At 39.3% G+C, this 17,316-nt stretch carries 11 protein-coding genes and 1 tRNA gene; 10 read left to right on the top strand and 2 right to left on the bottom strand.

Annotation, left to right across the window (positions count from 1 at the left end; genetic code table 11):
• Positions 1 to 5,088: beta strand repeat-containing protein (locus GA0116959_RS14360; protein ID WP_141684232.1), on the top strand; the 5,088-nt coding region annotated here is incomplete at its 5' end.
• Between the two features lie 94 nt (positions 5,089 to 5,182).
• Positions 5,183 to 6,268 (top strand): tetratricopeptide repeat-containing glycosyltransferase, encoded by a 1,086-nt coding sequence (locus GA0116959_RS11755; RefSeq protein WP_092720842.1) that lies wholly within the window; start codon positions 5,183 to 5,185, stop codon positions 6,266 to 6,268.
• Between the two features lie 134 nt (positions 6,269 to 6,402).
• On the opposite strand, the gene GA0116959_RS11750 is transcribed toward GA0116959_RS11755, so the two are convergent.
• Both GA0116959_RS11750 and cysS read right to left on the bottom strand, forming a co-directional pair.
• Positions 6,403 to 6,478, bottom strand: a tRNA-Gly gene (locus GA0116959_RS11750).
• Positions 6,479 to 6,540: 62 nt separating this feature from the next.
• A complete protein-coding gene (gene cysS / locus GA0116959_RS11745) occupies positions 6,541 to 7,962 on the bottom strand; it encodes a cysteine--tRNA ligase (RefSeq protein ID WP_092720841.1) in 1,422 nt (473 codons plus the stop codon).
• A 198-nt stretch (positions 7,963 to 8,160) separates the two neighbouring features.
• On the opposite strand from cysS, the gene GA0116959_RS11740 reads away from it, so the two are divergent.
• The 8 genes from GA0116959_RS11740 (at position 8,161) to GA0116959_RS11705 (ending at position 17,124) form a co-directional block, all read left to right on the top strand.
• On the top strand, positions 8,161 to 9,153 hold the full coding sequence (locus tag GA0116959_RS11740) for a KpsF/GutQ family sugar-phosphate isomerase (protein ID WP_092720840.1): 993 nt from the start codon (positions 8,161 to 8,163) through the stop codon (positions 9,151 to 9,153).
• Positions 9,154 to 9,156: 3 nt separating this feature from the next.
• Positions 9,157 to 9,696, top strand: coding sequence for a KdsC family phosphatase (locus GA0116959_RS11735; RefSeq protein ID WP_053580084.1), 540 nt, complete (start codon positions 9,157 to 9,159; stop codon positions 9,694 to 9,696).
• 41 nt (positions 9,697 to 9,737) lie between these two features.
• A complete protein-coding gene (lptC, locus tag GA0116959_RS11730) occupies positions 9,738 to 10,286 on the top strand; it encodes an LPS export ABC transporter periplasmic protein LptC (RefSeq protein ID WP_092720839.1) in 549 nt (182 codons plus the stop codon).
• The gene (lptA, locus tag GA0116959_RS11725; RefSeq protein WP_053580086.1) at positions 10,270 to 10,836 is read left to right on the top strand and encodes a lipopolysaccharide transport periplasmic protein LptA; all 567 of its coding nucleotides are present in this window, start codon (positions 10,270 to 10,272) and stop codon (positions 10,834 to 10,836) included. Before lptC ends, lptA begins: the two co-directional genes overlap by 17 nt.
• Positions 10,836 to 11,582, top strand: coding sequence for an LPS export ABC transporter ATP-binding protein (gene lptB, locus GA0116959_RS11720; RefSeq protein ID WP_053580087.1), 747 nt, complete (start codon positions 10,836 to 10,838; stop codon positions 11,580 to 11,582). Before lptA ends, lptB begins: the two co-directional genes overlap by 1 nt.
• Before the next feature lie 684 nt (positions 11,583 to 12,266).
• Positions 12,267 to 13,802: a TolC family outer membrane protein gene (locus GA0116959_RS11715; RefSeq protein WP_342341712.1), complete on the top strand. Its 1,536-nt coding sequence runs from the start codon at positions 12,267 to 12,269 to the stop codon at positions 13,800 to 13,802.
• Positions 13,799 to 15,937, top strand: a complete 2,139-nt coding sequence (locus GA0116959_RS11710; RefSeq protein WP_092720838.1) for a type I secretion system permease/ATPase — start codon at positions 13,799 to 13,801, stop codon at positions 15,935 to 15,937. The genes GA0116959_RS11715 and GA0116959_RS11710 overlap by 4 nt, the downstream gene beginning before the upstream one ends.
• The gene (locus GA0116959_RS11705; RefSeq protein WP_092720837.1) at positions 15,934 to 17,124 is read left to right on the top strand and encodes a beta-barrel domain-containing protein; all 1,191 of its coding nucleotides are present in this window, start codon (positions 15,934 to 15,936) and stop codon (positions 17,122 to 17,124) included. Before GA0116959_RS11710 ends, GA0116959_RS11705 begins: the two co-directional genes overlap by 4 nt.
• Positions 17,125 to 17,316 lie beyond the last annotated feature (192 nt).

The following is a 17,316-nucleotide window of genomic DNA, read 5'->3' as shown; positions in this document are numbered from 1 at the left end:
GGTGCAACGGGTACAGATGGTAATGATGGTGCGACAGGTGCAACCGGATCTACAGGCGTAACTGGAGCAACTGGCAGTACCGGTGCAACGGGTACAGATGGTAATGATGGTGCGACAGGTGCAACCGGATCTACAGGCGTAACTGGAGCAACGGGTGATACTGGCGGCACAGGTGCCACAGGTGACACTGGAGCCACAGGATCTACGGGTGCAACAGGTGTTAGTGGTTCAGCAAATTTAATTACATCGATTACTTTAAATTCTGATGCTGACTCTAATGGTAAATTGAGTCAGGGAGAGCTTCGAGATTTACCGAACGAAGTCACTATTGCATTAGGTGCAGATGCAAAAATAGGTGACACAATTGTTGTTAATGGTACTAGTTATATTTTAGATTCAGATAACATATTAAATAATACGCTGATTGTTTCTGTAGCTGTTGTTGATGGATTGAATTTCATTCGGGTAGATGGTTTTAATTCTGAAGGACAAACAGACGTTGACTTCAAATTCTTTGAAGTGTTAGACGGTAATTATATCGGTGATGTAAATGTCGTGAGTGATACTAACGGCAATGACATTATTGATAATAGCGAGCTTATTGCAGCTGGGGGCACAATAGATGTACGTGTACAAATTGGTGCAGATGTTCGTGTAGGTGATGTTATTACTTTGGATGGTATAGACCATACAGTAGTTACTGCGGATATAAGTAATGGCTATGTAGATTTCCTTGATGTTCCTGTGACTCAAGGACAAAAGGAGACATTAGACATTCAAGTAAAAACAGGTGCTGATGTATTAGACAGTATTTCCAAGGATATTGAAATCGACGGAGCACCACGTAATATAGTGGAATCTATTGTCTTTACTAGTGATATTAATGCTGACGGCACGCTCAATGCCATAGAAATAAATGGAAAAAACTATACGCCTATTAAAATTACATTAGGTGTTGATGCTAAAGCTGGAGATATTGTTGTTGTAAATGGTGATAAATATATTCTGAATGCATCTGAAGTGACTTCTGGTAGTTTAAATGTCAATGTAGCTGTACGAGAAGGTCAAAACCCACTTGAGATTAGTGCAACGGATGAGTGGGGCAATGTAGACCGTATATCTGATTCCATCATCGTTGATGCTTTACCGCCAGCAGCTCCAATTCTTGCTCCTATAGCGGTTGATGATGTTCCATTAAATACTGGGAATATTGCTAATAATTCAGTAACCAATGACAATCGTCCAGAAGTTACAGGTAGCGGACGGACACAAGGAGAAATCATTACCCTTTATCTCAACGGTACACCTCTGGCTGGAACTGGAACACCAATCATAGTCCAAGCTGATGGTAAATGGAGTTATACACCTGCAACAAATTGGATAGATGGTAATTATGTGATTACCTACACAGTCTCTGATAGTAATAATGTTACTGCTCAATCTCCATCATTAAGTTTTGAAATTGATACTGTTGCACCTACAGGTGGTTTAGTGTCGATTGATACTCCAATTGCGGGCAATGATGTTGTTGATGCAAGTGAAGCAAGTACAGACATTACTGTAACAGGTACAGTGACCATTCCTGCGGATGCTATAACAACGAATATCACAGTCACAGTAAATGGGACAGATTATTTAGCTATTGTAGATACAACGACAGGTACATGGACGGCAGATATCCCAGGGACCAAGTTTGCAGATGGTGAGGGTAGCGTAAATGTAGAGGCCGTATTTACAGATGCAGCAGGTAATACATCAGTGCCGGCAGTCGATGATGCAGCCTATACTTTAGACATTCCAGCAGTACTGAATGATTCTGTACTTGCAGGAGTTGGTCTAAACCCACCAGTTACAGGTAGTACTGTTAAAACAGGTACAAGCCTAGGCATGGACAGTACCACAGCTCCAGTAACGGCAGTTGATGGAAATGGAGATGCTATATTAACTCCATTGACTGCTGGTGGTGTCGCTCTGGTGTGGAGTGGAACAGGAACTTCAGCAGATCCATTTGTTGCAAAAGCAGGTGCTGATATTGTTCTCAGTATTAGTATCAATAATAATGGTGATTACACCATCGTTCAGAACCAAACTCTTGACCATAGTTTAACGGGTGCAGACAAAATCACGATTACGATACCTGTTCTAGATGGCGGTCTTGCCCATGATGTACTGAAACTGGACATTATTGATGGTGTTCCTAATGCTGCTCCAGATAACACTGCAAATTTAACGCAACCAATAACACAAGGTTCAGAAACGCTAAATATCAGCATACCGCAGACTTATCGTGGTTCAGCTGTTGAAACCTTTGGTGGTGATGTAGAAGGAGCACATGTCAGTAAGGTCACGATTGAAGGTGTCAACTTCACTTATGATGGCACGACTGTGATAACACCTAATAGCTTTGGTAACTCAGGTATTGTCGCTTCACATACTGTGACAGATAGTTCTGGTACTTCCTTAGTTGTTACAACCGCTCGTGGTGAAACCATTACGGTGAATTTAGACACAGGGAACTACACGGCCGAGGTGACTGGGCAAGGTCTTGCAGTTAATGATGCACCAGAGGCGAATATTGTAGGGGCTGGTGGTTTACTTGGTGGTGGTATTATCAATGCTGATGCACTGGGCGTAATTGATCTTTCACAAACACAAACTTTCTCAGTTTCGGATGCTAATAATAATTTAGTGAAGGTCGAGGCTGGTTATGAAACATCAAATTTGGCTTCAGCATTAGATGGATTAGTCTCAGCACAATTAAACACTGTGGTTGCTAGCTTAAGGGCTGTTCCTATTGTGGGACCTTTACTTGCTAACGTTTTGGAAGGCTTAGGTGTTACAGGTTTAGTCAGGGAGTTAATTACAAATCCAAATGGTTTGATTACTGGATTATTAGCACCAATCGTTAAACCATTGACTGATTTATTAAATGAAGTATTAAATGGCAAATTAGTCCTAGATTATGATGCTCAACTTGCAACAGAGCTTGGTTTAAAAGTCACAGCTGTCGCGGGTGACTATAACAATAATTTTAAAGCTAACTTAGTCATCGAATCACTAACATCTAATGGTATTGTTGATTCATTAGCAGTCAATCAGCTATTAGGGACAGTTGAAGCAACAGATAGTGGTGGTGGTTTGTTAGATCTACTTGGTTCGAATTTGAATCTACTCACAACTTTAAATCTACAAGCAACTGATCAGGATGGAGCACTAAGTGCGCCAGAATCTCAAGATTTAACGATTCAATTAGGTTTGATTTCTGGTGGAATTCAGTCAAATACAACTGTCATTAAAGATAACGGTTTTAATCTTGACCAAACAAATGCAGCACAGTCCGTACAAATATTTGGTTTAGGCGGTGATGACGACATTATAGGTAGTAACTTTGCAGATATTATTCGTGGTGGGACAGGGAATGACACGATTGATGGTGGTGCGGGCAATGACATTATCATTGGTGGCAAAGGCAATGACATCCTTACAGGCGGCCTAGGTCGTGATGTCTTTAAGTGGGAGTCTGGCGACCAAGGTACGACAGTTACTCCTGCACGAGATACAGTCACAGACTTTGATATTCGTTCAGTTGCCCAAGGTGGAGACATTATTGATTTATCTGGGTTATTGCCAAATGCAGACCGAGTAGGTACAAGTTCAGTCAACATTGGGGACTATGTATCGTTCGTTGAAGTAGCAGGCAATACAGAAATTCACATCAGCACAGCAGGGAATGGTGGAGTAGATCAAGTTATTGTTCTGGAAGGTGTAACCGGCTTTGTTGGACAGTTCGCGACTCAAGATGAACTGATTTCCTACTTGCTTAAATCTGGAAAATTGGTGATTGGTGAGCAGACTCTTGACCAAGGCACCTATGATGCAATTAAAACTGATGATCATCTAAATATCGACATTGAAGTCAAAGATGGCGATGGAGATACCGATACGCATAACGTGGATTTAACAGTTGGTAGTTTAGAGGATGCCAATAAATATCAACCAGACTTTGATCCAAATAACGTGGCTCCAGAAATTAGCCTAGAAGTATCTACGCTCTTAGGTTTAATTGGTGTAGATGCGCTGGGCTTGCTTGATCTAAGTCGCCAAGCTTATTCGGTTGTTGATGTAAACAACAACTTGCAACGCGTTGAATTGGTTTATCAACCTGTAGTTAATGTTGGCTTAACACGTGCTTACTTTACCGTAAGTGCAGAGTTGGCTGCTGAGTTAGGTTTGAAAGTGACCTCAGTGACAGATGGTGGTTTACTCAATCTACTTGGCTATAGCAATACACTCATCATTACGGCACTAGATGGTGGAACAATTAGCAATTTAGCTATTAATGAGCTTTTAGCAGCAGTCGAAATGCATGCGGAAGATGGTACATTGCTTACAGGTAATTTGTTAACTACAAATGTACTGAACTCAGTTTCAATGACAGCCATTGATAGTCAAGGTGCATCCTCAACGGAGAGTGGCGGTAGCCTAATTGATATCAACCTACTGGATAACTTCAGCAATGGTAGTGAGTTTATTTTTGAGGGTACGACAGGTGTAGATGCTTTAGACCAATCTACCGCAACCGATGGGGTGCGTTTATATGGTTATACAGGCAATGACACACTTACGGGTGGTTCAGGCAATGACTTGTTACGTGGTGGTGATGGAGATGACATTCTCAATGGTGGCGCAGGTCATGACTTGTTGATTGGAGGATCAGGCAATGACACACTCACAGGTGGACTGGGTAATGACACCGCGCTCTATGAACTGCTAGATAATCTAGATGCTACAGGCGGTAATGGAACGGATACTTGGACTGATTTTACAGTGGGTTCAGGAGCAGACAAGATTGATGTATCAGCCTTACTTGATGGTCTGCAAACTGCGACCAATATAGGAAGTTATATTTCTGTCAAAACAAATGCGGATGGAGATGCGGTTATCACGATTGACCGAGATGGTGCGGGTACGGAATTTGCCACCAAATCAGACCTGTTGATTTTGACAGGTGTCGATGCAATATCTCTAGGTGGTACGCCAGAAAGTCAATTGCAGGCTTTATTAGATAACAATCAAATTATATTCTAAGGATGAATATCTAATAAACTGGAAAAGGTACTTTGCGGCTTTGGATGCAAAGTACCTTTTTGATCATTAAGTTGTGATTGAGGATGTCTATGTTATGAAGCATCATATTCGCCTAAATATGATTGTAAAAAATGAAGCGCATGTCATTTTAAGATGTTTGGCTTCTGTAAAGCCGTTGATTGATTCTTGGGTGATTGTGGATACGGGTTCAACCGACGGCACACAACAGATAATTCAAAATTATTTGCAAGATTTACCGGGACAATTATTGGAACGGCCATGGAAAAATTTTGGTTTTAACCGGACTGAAGCTTTGGAATTGGCTTTAACTGATACTTTACCTAAAGCAGATTATTTACTTTTTATTGATGCAGATGAAAGTTTATTGGCTGAATCTGATTTCAGTTGGCCAGATTTAACGGGTACAGCATATTATTTTAATTGTATCTATGACAATTTACGTTATTGCCGAAATGCTTTGATCTCGACACGTTTAGCTTGGTCATGGAAAGGGGTTTTACATGAGTATTTACATTCTCCTCATCCTCATCAATGGCAAACGCTTGAAGGTTTAAATATATTTATTCAGCATGATGGTGCCAGAGCAAAAAGTGCAGATACATATTTGAAAGATATCGCAACACTGGAACAAGGTATTCAAGATGAGCCAGACAATTTGCGGTATATTTTTTATTTAGCACAAAGTTATAGAGATGCCGGATTATTAGATAAAAGTAGAACGTATTTTTTAAAACGGGCCAGTGCAGGAGGTTGGGAAGAAGAGCGTTGGATGGCTCAATTTCGTGCTGCTCAAATGGCAGAACGCTTAAAACTTCCACATGAACAAATTTATCTCGAATATTTAAAAGCGTGGATCGCCAGACAGAATCGTGCCGAACCTTTATATGAGTTAGCCCGCTTTTACCGTTCTTTAAATCAATATGATTTGGCTAGTTATTATGCCCAACAAGCAACTCAAATCGACATGTCTAATGATAAGTTATTTGTTGATGCAAGTGTGTATGAGTGGCGAGCATTGGATGAATTGAGTGTTTCAGCATCTTACTGTCAAGTTTATAAAGAACGGGGTAAACAAGCGATATTAAAACTTTTGCAAGAGCAAAAATTCCCACGTTCTGAAGCAAAAAGAATAAGCTCGAATCTGAAGTACTACGCTTAATTTCATTATGTCGAGCTTTATATTTAACGTTTATCATTTAAAAAATTAGATGATCTCTTTTCAAAATGAACTGATCAAATATTTAAAGCAATAAAAAATAGGCCCTCATCTTTCGATGAGGGCCTATTTGAATTTGGAGCGGAAAAAGAGACTCGAACTCTCGACCCCAACCTTGGCAAGGTTATGCTCTACCAACTGAGCTATTTCCGCAATGGTGTGTATTATAGAGCGCTTTTAGAAACTGTCAACTCTCTATAATTCTAAATGGTGAATTAATCAGCACGACGCCAAATGGTTCCTTGGCGTGTGTCTTCTAAAACAATACCTTGATCAAGTAAAGACTGACGAATTTCATCGGCTTTAGCAAATTCTTTGGCTTTTTTGGCATCGACACGCTGTTGAATAAAATCTACTATTTGTTCTGGACTGAGTTCTAAAGCATCTTGACCAATATCAGACTTTAAAAAATCGTCTACATTATATTGAACCAGACCAAGAATATGAGTTAAATGGCGCAAAGTTGAATAATAGAGAGTAGCTTGGTCAGCATTTTCATCCTTCACCGCACGATTGAGTTCTTTATTCATTTCAAACAACACAGCAATTGCTTCAGATGTATTAAAGTCATCACGCATGGCTGTATTAAAGCGTTCCACTAAAGTTTCATCTAAATGATCCGTGGTTTTTTCACCATATACTGCTTGATAGGCTTTAAAAGAATGATAAAAACGCGACAAGGTATTTTTCGCTTCTTTTAATGCTGTATCAGAAAAGTTCACAGGACTACGATAATGTGATGACACAATAAAGTAGCGAATTACTTCAGGATGAAACTTGTCCATGACATCGCGAATCGTGAAGAAATTGCCTAAAGACTTCGACATTTTTTCGCCATCAACATTGATAAAGCCCACATGCATCCAGTAATTGACATATTGCTCGCCAGTCGAGGCTTCAGATTGTGCAATTTCATTTTCATGATGTGGGAACATTAAGTCTGAACCGCCACCGTGAATATCAAAATGGTTGCCTAGGCAGCAGGTAGACATCGCTGAACATTCAATATGCCAGCCCGGGCGTCCATTCCCCCAAGGCGAAGCCCAAGAGGGTTCATTTTCTTTGGCATGTTTCCACAGAACAAAGTCAAAAGGATGCTTTTTTTCAACTTCAACATCGACGCGTTCAGACGCACCCGCTTGCATATCGTCAAGTTTACGCCCAGACAAGCGGCCATATTTGGCAAAATTTTCCACTTGAAAATACACATCCCCATTACTAGAGGGATAAGCTGTACCTTTATCCACCAAATTACCAATCATCGTTTGCATTTGATCAATATAGTCAGTGGCACGTGGCGCTGTATCGGGTGAAACACAACCTAAATTGGTTGCATCTTCATTCATAGCCTGAATAAAGCGGTCAGTCAGTTGATGAATACTTTCGCCATTTTCCTGAGCACGTTTAATAATTTTATCATCAATATCGGTAATATTACGGACGTATTTGACCGACCAACCTTGGCTGCGTAAAAAACGAATAATATAGTCAAATGCAACCATGACCCGAGCATGTCCAATATGACAATAATCATAAACAGTCATACCGCATACATACATATCGATATGTCCTTCAACACGCGGAACAAATTCAACTTTTTTACGTTGCTCTGAGTTATATAGAACAAATGGTTGCATAGAGTTTCAAAAGACTAAATAAAAGATGTCTCATCTTAACTCAAGCCTTATTCTTCATAAAGTTTTATAGCTTTTTTTTATAAGGATGTGAAAACTTACACATTTAGAAACGTGGTATTTGTATAGATATGATAAAATTATGAAAATTATTTTTGCTTGATTAACATCAAAGCTTTATAGCGTAAAGGTAGACTGACTTTGAATCTAAAAAATAGGCCGAATCCCATAGACTTCCAAAAAGTTGCATTAGAAACTTTACGTATAGAAGAGCAAGCCTTAGAGATATTGGCAACTCAAATTGATGAGCGTTTTAGTCGGGCATGTGAAATTATTTTGCATTGTCGCGGACGTTTAGTCATTACGGGAATGGGCAAGTCAGGCCATATTGGTCGAAAAATGGCAGCAACTTTTGCCTCTACAGGCACACCTTCATTTTTTATGCATCCTGGTGAAGCGGGGCATGGTGATTTAGGTATGTTGGTACATGGTGATGTACTGATTGCTATTTCAAACTCTGGAAAGAGTGATGAAATTATGATGTTGATGCCTTTGATTAAGCATTTAGAAGTACCACTTATCACAATTAGCGGTGATACAAAAGGCCCAATGCCACAAAATGCAGATGTTGCTTTAACTTTGGGCAATATTCAAGAAGCTTGTCCACTGGGTTTGGCTCCGACTTCAAGTACGACGGCGACCTTGGCCTTGGGTGATGCTTTGGCAGTGGCTTTATTAGATGCGCGCGGTTTTACGGCAGATGATTTTGCGATGTCACATCCAGCAGGTGCATTAGGCAAACGCCTGTTGTTGCATGTTAAGCACCTTATGCATACCGATACAGATTTGCCAAAAGTGTCTCCAGATACACCAATGAATCAGGTTCTATACGAAATTTCAAATAAACGTCTAGGTTTAACCACAATTGTAGATAAAAATGACGTGTTACTTGGGATTTTTACGGATGGCGATTTGCGTCGCCTCATTGATAAGCAGCAAGGTTTTGATGTGGATTTAGTGGTGTCTGAAGTGATGACCCAAAACCCCCTCACTATTTCACAAGAAGCACGTGCCGTTGAAGCATTAGAGCGAATGAATGATAAAAAAATTAATCAATTTGTGGTTGTAAACGATTTAAATCAAGTGATTGGCGTGATTAGCATGCACGATTTAATTCAAGCTGGGGTAAATTAATAGATGGCATCTTACACTTTATTACAACAAGCGCGTCATGTTGAAGCGTTGGTTCTCGATGTAGACGGTATTTTAAGTGATGGTTTTGTGACGCTGACCAATTCAGGTGACGAAATTAAGTCTTTTGATATTCGTGATGGTTTGGGTATGAAACTTGTACAGCAAGCAGGTGTCAAAGTCATTATCATTACAGGCCGTAAGAGTCATATCGTTGAAAAACGTATGTCTGATCTTGGTGTGGATTTGATTTTCCAAGGCCGTGAAGATAAAGGTATTGCATTACGTGAGGCATGTGCACAACTCAATATTGCACCAGAAGATTGTTTATATATGGGAGATGATTGGCCTGACCTTTCTGCATTTGCGATTGCTGGACTTAAAGTCACTGTACCCAATGGACATGTAGAAGTTAGACGTCGTGCAGACTTGGTGACTCAGGCTATGGGTGGGCGTGGTGCAGTACGTGAAATCTGCGATATGATTTTAAGCGCAAAAGGTGTTTATAACAGCCTGCTTGAAAAATATACTTCTACCCCATATTAATTATTTAATCATCTATTTCATTTGAGTTCAGTACACCACTTATGGATATAAAATTTTTATACGTAACTGCTATAGCCATTGCAGCTATAAGTGGTGGTTACTACTATTATAGTGGTAAGGGGAATAAGCTTGAGGTTGATTCAGCCAAAAGTATGACCTATTCCGCTGAGAAAATTCATTTGACTCAAACGGATGATCAAGGCAATTTATATATGCGTGCTCAAGTTGATCGGCTTGAACAAGACATGCAAAAACAAACAGCGAAACTGACGAATCTGGATGCTTCTATATATAAAGATAGTGCTGTAGATGCGACTTTTTATGCCAAAGTTGCAAATAGTTATGATGATAATCAACGGGTCGTTTTATCTGGTGATGTAACTGCTGTTAAACTCATGCAACAAGGTAAAATGCAGTTTAAAACCACAGAATTAACGGGTTACCCTAAAACACGTGAAATAGAATCCAACAAACAAGTCGTTGTGCAGTCACCGCAAGCTGAATTTGTAAGCCAAGGTTTGAAAGCCAATTTTAACAACGGTCAATACGAATTTTTTAATATTCGAGGAAAATATGAACCAAAATCTTAAGCTTACATATTCTAAATCCTTGCTTAAGCAAGCAGCTTTAGTCGGTTTGGTTGTATTGTCATCGTCAACTGTTTTTGCCATACCTTCTGATCGAAACCAACCTATTTCACTTTTAGCCGATCGTGCAACCTACAATGAGAAAACAGGGATCACCACGTATACGGGTAATGTCATCATTGAACAAGGCACAATGAAGTTACAGGCTGATTCTATTGTGGCCAATTTAAACAGCAAAAGAGAAATCAGTACCATTACTGCTTCAGGGCGTCCTGCACGTTTTCAGCAGCAAACAGATGTAAATAAAGGTTTGGCGAAAGGACAGGCACAAAAGATTATTTACAATGCAGAAACAGGCATTATTACTTTGTCAGGAAGTGCATTGTTAGAACAAAATAATGCAAGTATTCGAGGTAATACCTTGAAATATAGCATGAACAGAGGAGATGTCGAGGCAACAGGTACGCCAAACTCTACAGGTTCATCATCAGGGCGTGTCCAAATTGTGATACCACCTTCTGCATCAAAATCTTTTCCGGGAGCACGTGATTAATGGAGCAAGCGCCAAATAAACCACAAACGCTGTGTATTAAACAGCTTGCAAAAAACTATAGCAAAAGATGGGTCGTGAAAGATGTCTCATTTCAAATGCAAAGTGGACAAATTGTAGGTTTGCTTGGTCCAAATGGTGCAGGTAAAACGACAAGCTTCTATATGGTTGTAGGTTTAGTTCGAATGGATAAAGGTGAAATCCATTTAGATGATTTAGATTTATCCGATTTAGCCATGCACGAACGTGCGCGTAAAGGTATTGGTTACTTACCGCAAGAAGCCTCTATTTTTAGAAAATTAACCATTTCTGAAAATATCATGGCCATTCTTGAAACCCGTAAAGATTTAACTAAGGCACAGCGTCAGCAACGTCTAAGTGAACTGTTGGCCGATTTTAAAATCACTCATATTAAAGATTCACTTGGTATGAGCGTTTCGGGCGGTGAGCGTCGTCGTGCAGAAATCGCACGTGCTTTGGCAGCTGATCCGAAATTTATGCTGTTGGATGAACCTTTTGCGGGAGTTGACCCTATTTCAGTGGGTGATATTAAAGATATTATTCGGACTTTAAAAGATCGTGGGATCGGCGTTTTAATTACCGATCATAATGTCCGGGAAACTTTAGCAATTTGTGAACGTGCTTATATTGTCAGTGAAGGTGCAGTGATTGCTGAAGGCACACCACAAGAAATTTTAGAAAATGAAACAGTACGCCAAGTTTATTTAGGTGATGATTTCACCGTTTAATTCAACTTCGATTTAACTGGTCAGCACAGCGCTCTGCTCTTACCATATTATTCGACTCTGACTTTCAAATCAGAGTCTTTTTTTGGCAGTCATACTCTCGTTTAGCGGATCGAAAATAAAAATCAGCTCATTTATAATCTGGCTATATAAGCTGAATTGTTAAAAGTTATCTGTGGTGAGTGTTAATAACGCTTATTGGATGGACTGGTTGGATGAACGGTAGCTTTGAAGAAAGATTGTCGCTATTTTCTGTTTACAATCGAAACGAGGATTAACTAATGTTTGGATTGAAGATCACATCTATTCCCCAATGGATAAAATGTAATGGTGCATTAAGGTGTTGAAATTTTATAGATATTTTGATCATTGAAAATCATCATTTCTTTTTGTAAGTCACTTTTTTTTAGAAACCTTAAAGAGAGTGTAAACCAAATCTCTTATTTAAAAGCATTTGCGTAGTAGGTTTTAAATTTGATCTCTTATCTCTTCGCTAGATTAATTTTTATTGGTATTCATTAGAAAATCTAAGCAATAAATAAGATGATTTTTCATTTAAAAAATGACATGATCATCATAGTGTTATAACATTTTAAAAGTTTTAAAGAAGAAAATTACTTAACAATAATAGGTGTATACATTTCGAATACATCAGAATATCCGTTGAATGTGATTGCCAGTCAAATGATGCTCAAAAATCAAAGTAAAATTATTTCATACCAAAATTTATTCGTTAGAAATCTACGGTTTTTAATATGGATCATTCCTTTTCAAGTTAACGCTTTACATGCGGAAAACTCAAAAACATTTTTGCAGTCTGTTCAGTCAAGTATGAGCGAAATTTTAGCGCCTAAATCGCAGGAAAATTATGCTAAGGCGAGTATTTCTTCTTTAAGCAATTTTCAATTGGATACGACTAAAATACAGGAGTTGCCGACTATTTTTGCTCCTGCTCAAATGGGTAGGTCACTTCAATATACCTATACTGCTTTTAATGCTTCTGGGTTGAATGAAACTATTGTGCACGCATTGCAACGCAGTCCTGAAATTTCACAAAATATTGCTACTTTGGCAGCTCAGGGCGCAAATATTGATGTTGCAAAAGCACAATATTATCCGCAAGTTTCAGGTGGATTGTCTACGGCAGACTTAACGTCGGGTGAGCGTGGTCGACAAATGTTAAGCCTCAGTGCGACACAAATGCTCTATGATTTTGGCAAGATCAATAGCAGTGTTGATATACAAGAAGCCAAACTTTCAGTGGCTCAAGCCAATGTTCTCGTCAGTATCGATAATGTGGCATATGAAACGGTCAATACGATTGTTAATATTCAACGTTATCAAGAAATTATTAAAATTGCACAGCAGCAAATTAGTGGAATTTCACGAATTGCCGAAATAACCAATTTAAGGGCTCAAGCTGGAATTAGTTCACAAGCCGATCCAGTACAAGCCCGTTCAAATGTACAAGCAGCGGAAACCAATTTAATTGTACAAGAAACACAGCTTAAAAAATTTCAACAAAGATTACGTACACTCTTGGGTAGCGAAGTTAAAGGGTTGAAATGGGCTATTCCAGAACATTTGGTGAAAGAGTCAGATTTATATACTGATCCTGAATTTAATAAAGTACCTAACATGATGTCTGCACAGGCAGAAGTCGATGTGGCGAAATTTCAGAAGCAACAATCTAAATTGAGTCGTTATCCAACCATTAATGTGAAGGGTTCTTTAAGTCAGGCTGTGAATGGTCGAAATCCGAATAACAATGAAGATGATGGTTTTTATAATTCAATCATGCTTGAAGCCAACAGTAATTTATATCAAGGTGGTGCAACTGCATCACAGACTCGTGCAGCGAGTTATGCAGAAGAAGCAGCTAAAGCCAAAGTAAATCGTGTTTATTTAGATGTGTTGGATGAAATACGTTCTTTGCGTGAAGAAATTGAAAATAAGCAGCGTCAGATTGTCAGTTTAATTGCCCGCAAGGAAACCACGGTACGCACGCGTGAACTTTATCAAGAACAGTACAAACTCGGCACACGATCAGCCGTCGATTTACTGAATGCTGAACAAGCCATTCATAGTGCAGCGCAAGAAATCGAAAATGCACGTTTTGATATTTATGACGCTATTGTGAGATACATTTTTGTCACAGGACGTTCGCGCGATCTGTATGATTTAAATCACATTTCAATTCAGGGATTTGAGATACAGCCATGAATAATAAGAATCAATACCTGCCTTGGTTACAAGCCGTTTTAAGCATTGCTAAACACTATCGTATAGAGCCTTCAGAAGAACGTATACGCTTACAACTGGATTGGAATCCGAACCAAAATACGGATGATATTTTGGCATTAATGACGCGCCAGATTGGCATGAGTTTGCGCAAATCTAACTTTGATCCTGATTTAATCAACCCTTGGCGTTTACCTGTGATGGTCGAATTTCATGATGGTCAAGTCGGCGTGATTGATAAGGTCGACAGTCAAGGAAATGCCAGCATCCAGTTTAGTTCTGAACAGGGACTCACCCAAGTTCTGACCCCTGAAGTCGTGCATGCCAATATACGTCATATCTATATTATCCGACCAGAAAAATCGGTACCTGATGCGCGTGTTGATGAATATATTAAGCCTTACCAAAGTAGTTGGTTTTGGAGCATTGTATTACGTGATTGGAAGCGTTATATCGATGTGATGTTTGCATCCATGATTGCGAATATTTTGGCCTTGGCAACCATTGTTTTCTCTATGAATGTATATGATCGGGTGATTCCTGCACAATCTGTTCCCACTTTATGGGTTTTGGCAGGTGGCGTTCTAATTGCAGCTATTTTTGAATTTAGTTTGCGTGTAGGACGAATTTATTTATCTGATGTGATTGGAAAACGTGCTGATTTAAGAGTCTCGGATCGTGTTTTTGGGCATGCACTGAGAATTAAAAATAGTGAACGTTCTAAATCTACAGGCACATTTATTTCCCAAATTCGTGAACTCGAAGGGGTACGTGAATTAGTGACGTCAAGCACCATTTCGGCGATTGCTGACTTACCTTTTTTTATTTTGTTTTTGGTTATTTTTTGGCTTATTGGCGGCAATCTTTTTTGGATTATGCTTGCAGTCGTACCTTTAATGATTTTACCAGGGATTTTGGCACAAAAAAGTTTGGCTAAACTTGCCAATGAAGGGATGCGCGAAAGTGCTATTCGTAATGCCATGCTCGTGGAGGCCGTTCAGGGAATTGAAGATATTAAACTGCTGCGTGCAGAAGCACGGTTCCAAAATCAGTGGAATCACATGAATGAAACTTCAGCAGATATTTCCATGCGGCAGCGGAAAATTGTTGGCGTCATGACAGCTTGGACCCAGAAAATACAAGGATTAACTTTTGCTGTCGTCGTATTGGTGGGCTGTTTTGCTGTGATGAAAGGTGATATGACCACAGGTGCTTTAGTGGCTTGTTCTATGCTCTCTTCACGTATGTTAGGGCCTATTGCACAAATTACGGGTGTTTTAGGCCGTTGGCAGCAGGCAAAGGTTGCCAAAGCTGGACTAGATGAGTTAATGAAAAAAACAGTAGATCAGCCAGATCATGCACATTTGATTCATCGTGCTGTATTAAATGGGGATTACAGCTTATCTGGACTAAGTTTTCAATACGGTCAGAATGATGCGAGACCAAGTCTGAGTATTCCGAAACTTGAAATAAAATCAGGTGAAAAAATTGCTATTCTTGGCCGTAATGGAGCAGGAAAATCGACATTATTACAGCTATTGTCGGGTATGCAGACACCCACTCAAGGAAAAATTAAACTAGATAATATTGAATTGGGCTTGATTGATCCATCCGATGTTCGACGAGATATGGCTTTATTAAACCAAAATGCCTATTTATTTTTCGGTTCCGTTCGGGAAAATTTGACTTTAGGTGCACCTTTAGCCAGCGATGAAGATATTTTTAAGGTCTTAAAAATTACCGGTGCAATGCAATTTGTTCAGGATAAAAAAGAGGGTTTAGATCATATTATTCTTGAGGGAGGCGTGGGTTTTTCGGGTGGACAAAAGCAGGCTTTGTTACTTGCACGATTACTCATTCGCCAACCAAATATTCTCTTACTGGATGAACCTACTGCATCAATTGATGATGTATCAGAAAAACAATTTATTGATCATTTAAAATTTTGGTTGGGGCATCGAACCTTAGTTGTTGCGACACATCGTCGCGCTGTGCTTGAGTTGGTGGACAGAATTATTGTGGTCAATGATGGCAAAATTGTGATGGATGGCCCGCGTGATCAGATTTTAAATCAAAATTTGCATCAGCAACGTCAAGCTGGAGGTACAAGTTCATGAGCAATCAAGAATACAATCCAAAAAATACCTCGAAAATAACTGAACTTGAACCACCTTTACCTAAATCAAGTATCTTTATCTGGATAATTTGCCTTGGTTTATTGGTCTTACTCTTATGGGCTTGGTTTTTTAAACTTGAAGAAGTATCAACTGGAACGGGGAAAGTTGTTCCTTCTTCAAAAGAACAAATCATTCAATCTCTTGAAGGCGGGATAATCACCAAAATTAATGTGCGTGAAGGTGAAATTGTAAAACCGGGTCAAATTTTAGCACAACTGGATCCTACTCGATTTGCCTCAAATGTGGGAGAGTCAGCTTCTTTATTAATGTCTTCACGTGCCACGTCAGCCCGTTTAAGATCAGAAGTAAACGGTACAGCGCTGTCATTTCCAGAAGATGTTTTAAAAGAAAATAAATTGGTTCAGGAAGAAACAGCACTTTATCATTCACGGCGCGCCAATTTGGATGAGTCTATAGCAGGTCTGCGTCAGGCATTAAGTTTGGTCGAACAAGAACTCAGAATGACTGAGCCATTGGTGGCTAAGGGCGCGGCCAGTGAAGTGGAGGTATTACGTTTAAAACGTGAAGCCAACAATCTTCGTAATCAGATGAATGATATTCGTAATCAATATTATGTCAAAGCGCGTGAAGAATTGTCCAAAGCCAATACTGATGTTGAAATGCAGCAACAAGTTGTAAAAGGCAAGTCTGATACACTCAGTCGAACTACTTTTAAAGCCCCGATGCGCGGGGTGGTGAAAGAAATAGATGTGATGACCATTGGTGGGGTCATTCCTCAGAATGGAAAAATCATGACTATTGTTCCTTTAGATGAACAGTTATTGATAGAAGCCCGAATTTCACCGCGAGATATTGCATTTATTCATCCTGAACAAGATGCACTGGTTAAAATTACAGCCTATGATTATTCTATTTATGGCGGTTTAAAAGGTAAGGTCAAGGTTATTTCACCCGATACTTTGAGAGATGAAGTGAAGCAAGACCAGTTTTATTATCGAGTGTATATTCGAACAGATACCGATAAACTCACCAATAAAGCAGGTCAACAATTTAGTATTACACCTGGGATGGTCGCAACGGTGGATATTAAAACAGGACAAAAATCGGTTTTGGATTATTTGATCAAACCGTTTAATAAAGCACAGGAAGCCTTGCGAGAGCGATAATACATAAAAATTTAAGTAAATTTAGCGCTTGGATAAAATTAAAAAACCGTTAATTCTGAAAATTAACGGCTTTTTAATTTTATTTTTTAATGGATTTCTAAATCTGTTATTTGTAAATGTTTGAGTCATGTACTCAGCAGCACAAAATCAAAAATTGAATACGATCATGATGAACTTGCAACTGTTTATGGG

The sequence above is a fragment of the Acinetobacter albensis genome, assembly GCF_900095025.1.
GTDB lineage: Bacteria > Pseudomonadota > Gammaproteobacteria > Pseudomonadales > Moraxellaceae > Acinetobacter > Acinetobacter albensis.
This window is presented reverse-complemented; position numbering and strand designations above follow the sequence as displayed.

Excerpts from the sequence above, each read along its gene's own strand:
- GA0116959_RS11755 (WP_092720842.1), top strand. The coding sequence starts at position 5,183 with ATGAAGCATCATATTCGCCTAAATATGATTGTAAAAAATGAAGCGCAT.
- cysS (WP_092720841.1), bottom strand. The coding sequence starts at position 7,962 with ATGCAACCATTTGTTCTATATAACTCAGAGCAACGTAAAAAAGTTGAA.
- GA0116959_RS11735 (WP_053580084.1), top strand. The coding sequence starts at position 9,157 with ATGGCATCTTACACTTTATTACAACAAGCGCGTCATGTTGAAGCGTTG.
- lptC (WP_092720839.1), top strand. The coding sequence starts at position 9,738 with ATGGATATAAAATTTTTATACGTAACTGCTATAGCCATTGCAGCTATA.
- lptA (WP_053580086.1), top strand. The coding sequence starts at position 10,270 with ATGAACCAAAATCTTAAGCTTACATATTCTAAATCCTTGCTTAAGCAA.
- lptB (WP_053580087.1), top strand. The coding sequence starts at position 10,836 with ATGGAGCAAGCGCCAAATAAACCACAAACGCTGTGTATTAAACAGCTT.
- GA0116959_RS11715 (WP_342341712.1), top strand. The coding sequence starts at position 12,267 with ATGCTCAAAAATCAAAGTAAAATTATTTCATACCAAAATTTATTCGTT.
- GA0116959_RS11710 (WP_092720838.1), top strand. The coding sequence starts at position 13,799 with ATGAATAATAAGAATCAATACCTGCCTTGGTTACAAGCCGTTTTAAGC.
- GA0116959_RS11705 (WP_092720837.1), top strand. The coding sequence starts at position 15,934 with ATGAGCAATCAAGAATACAATCCAAAAAATACCTCGAAAATAACTGAA.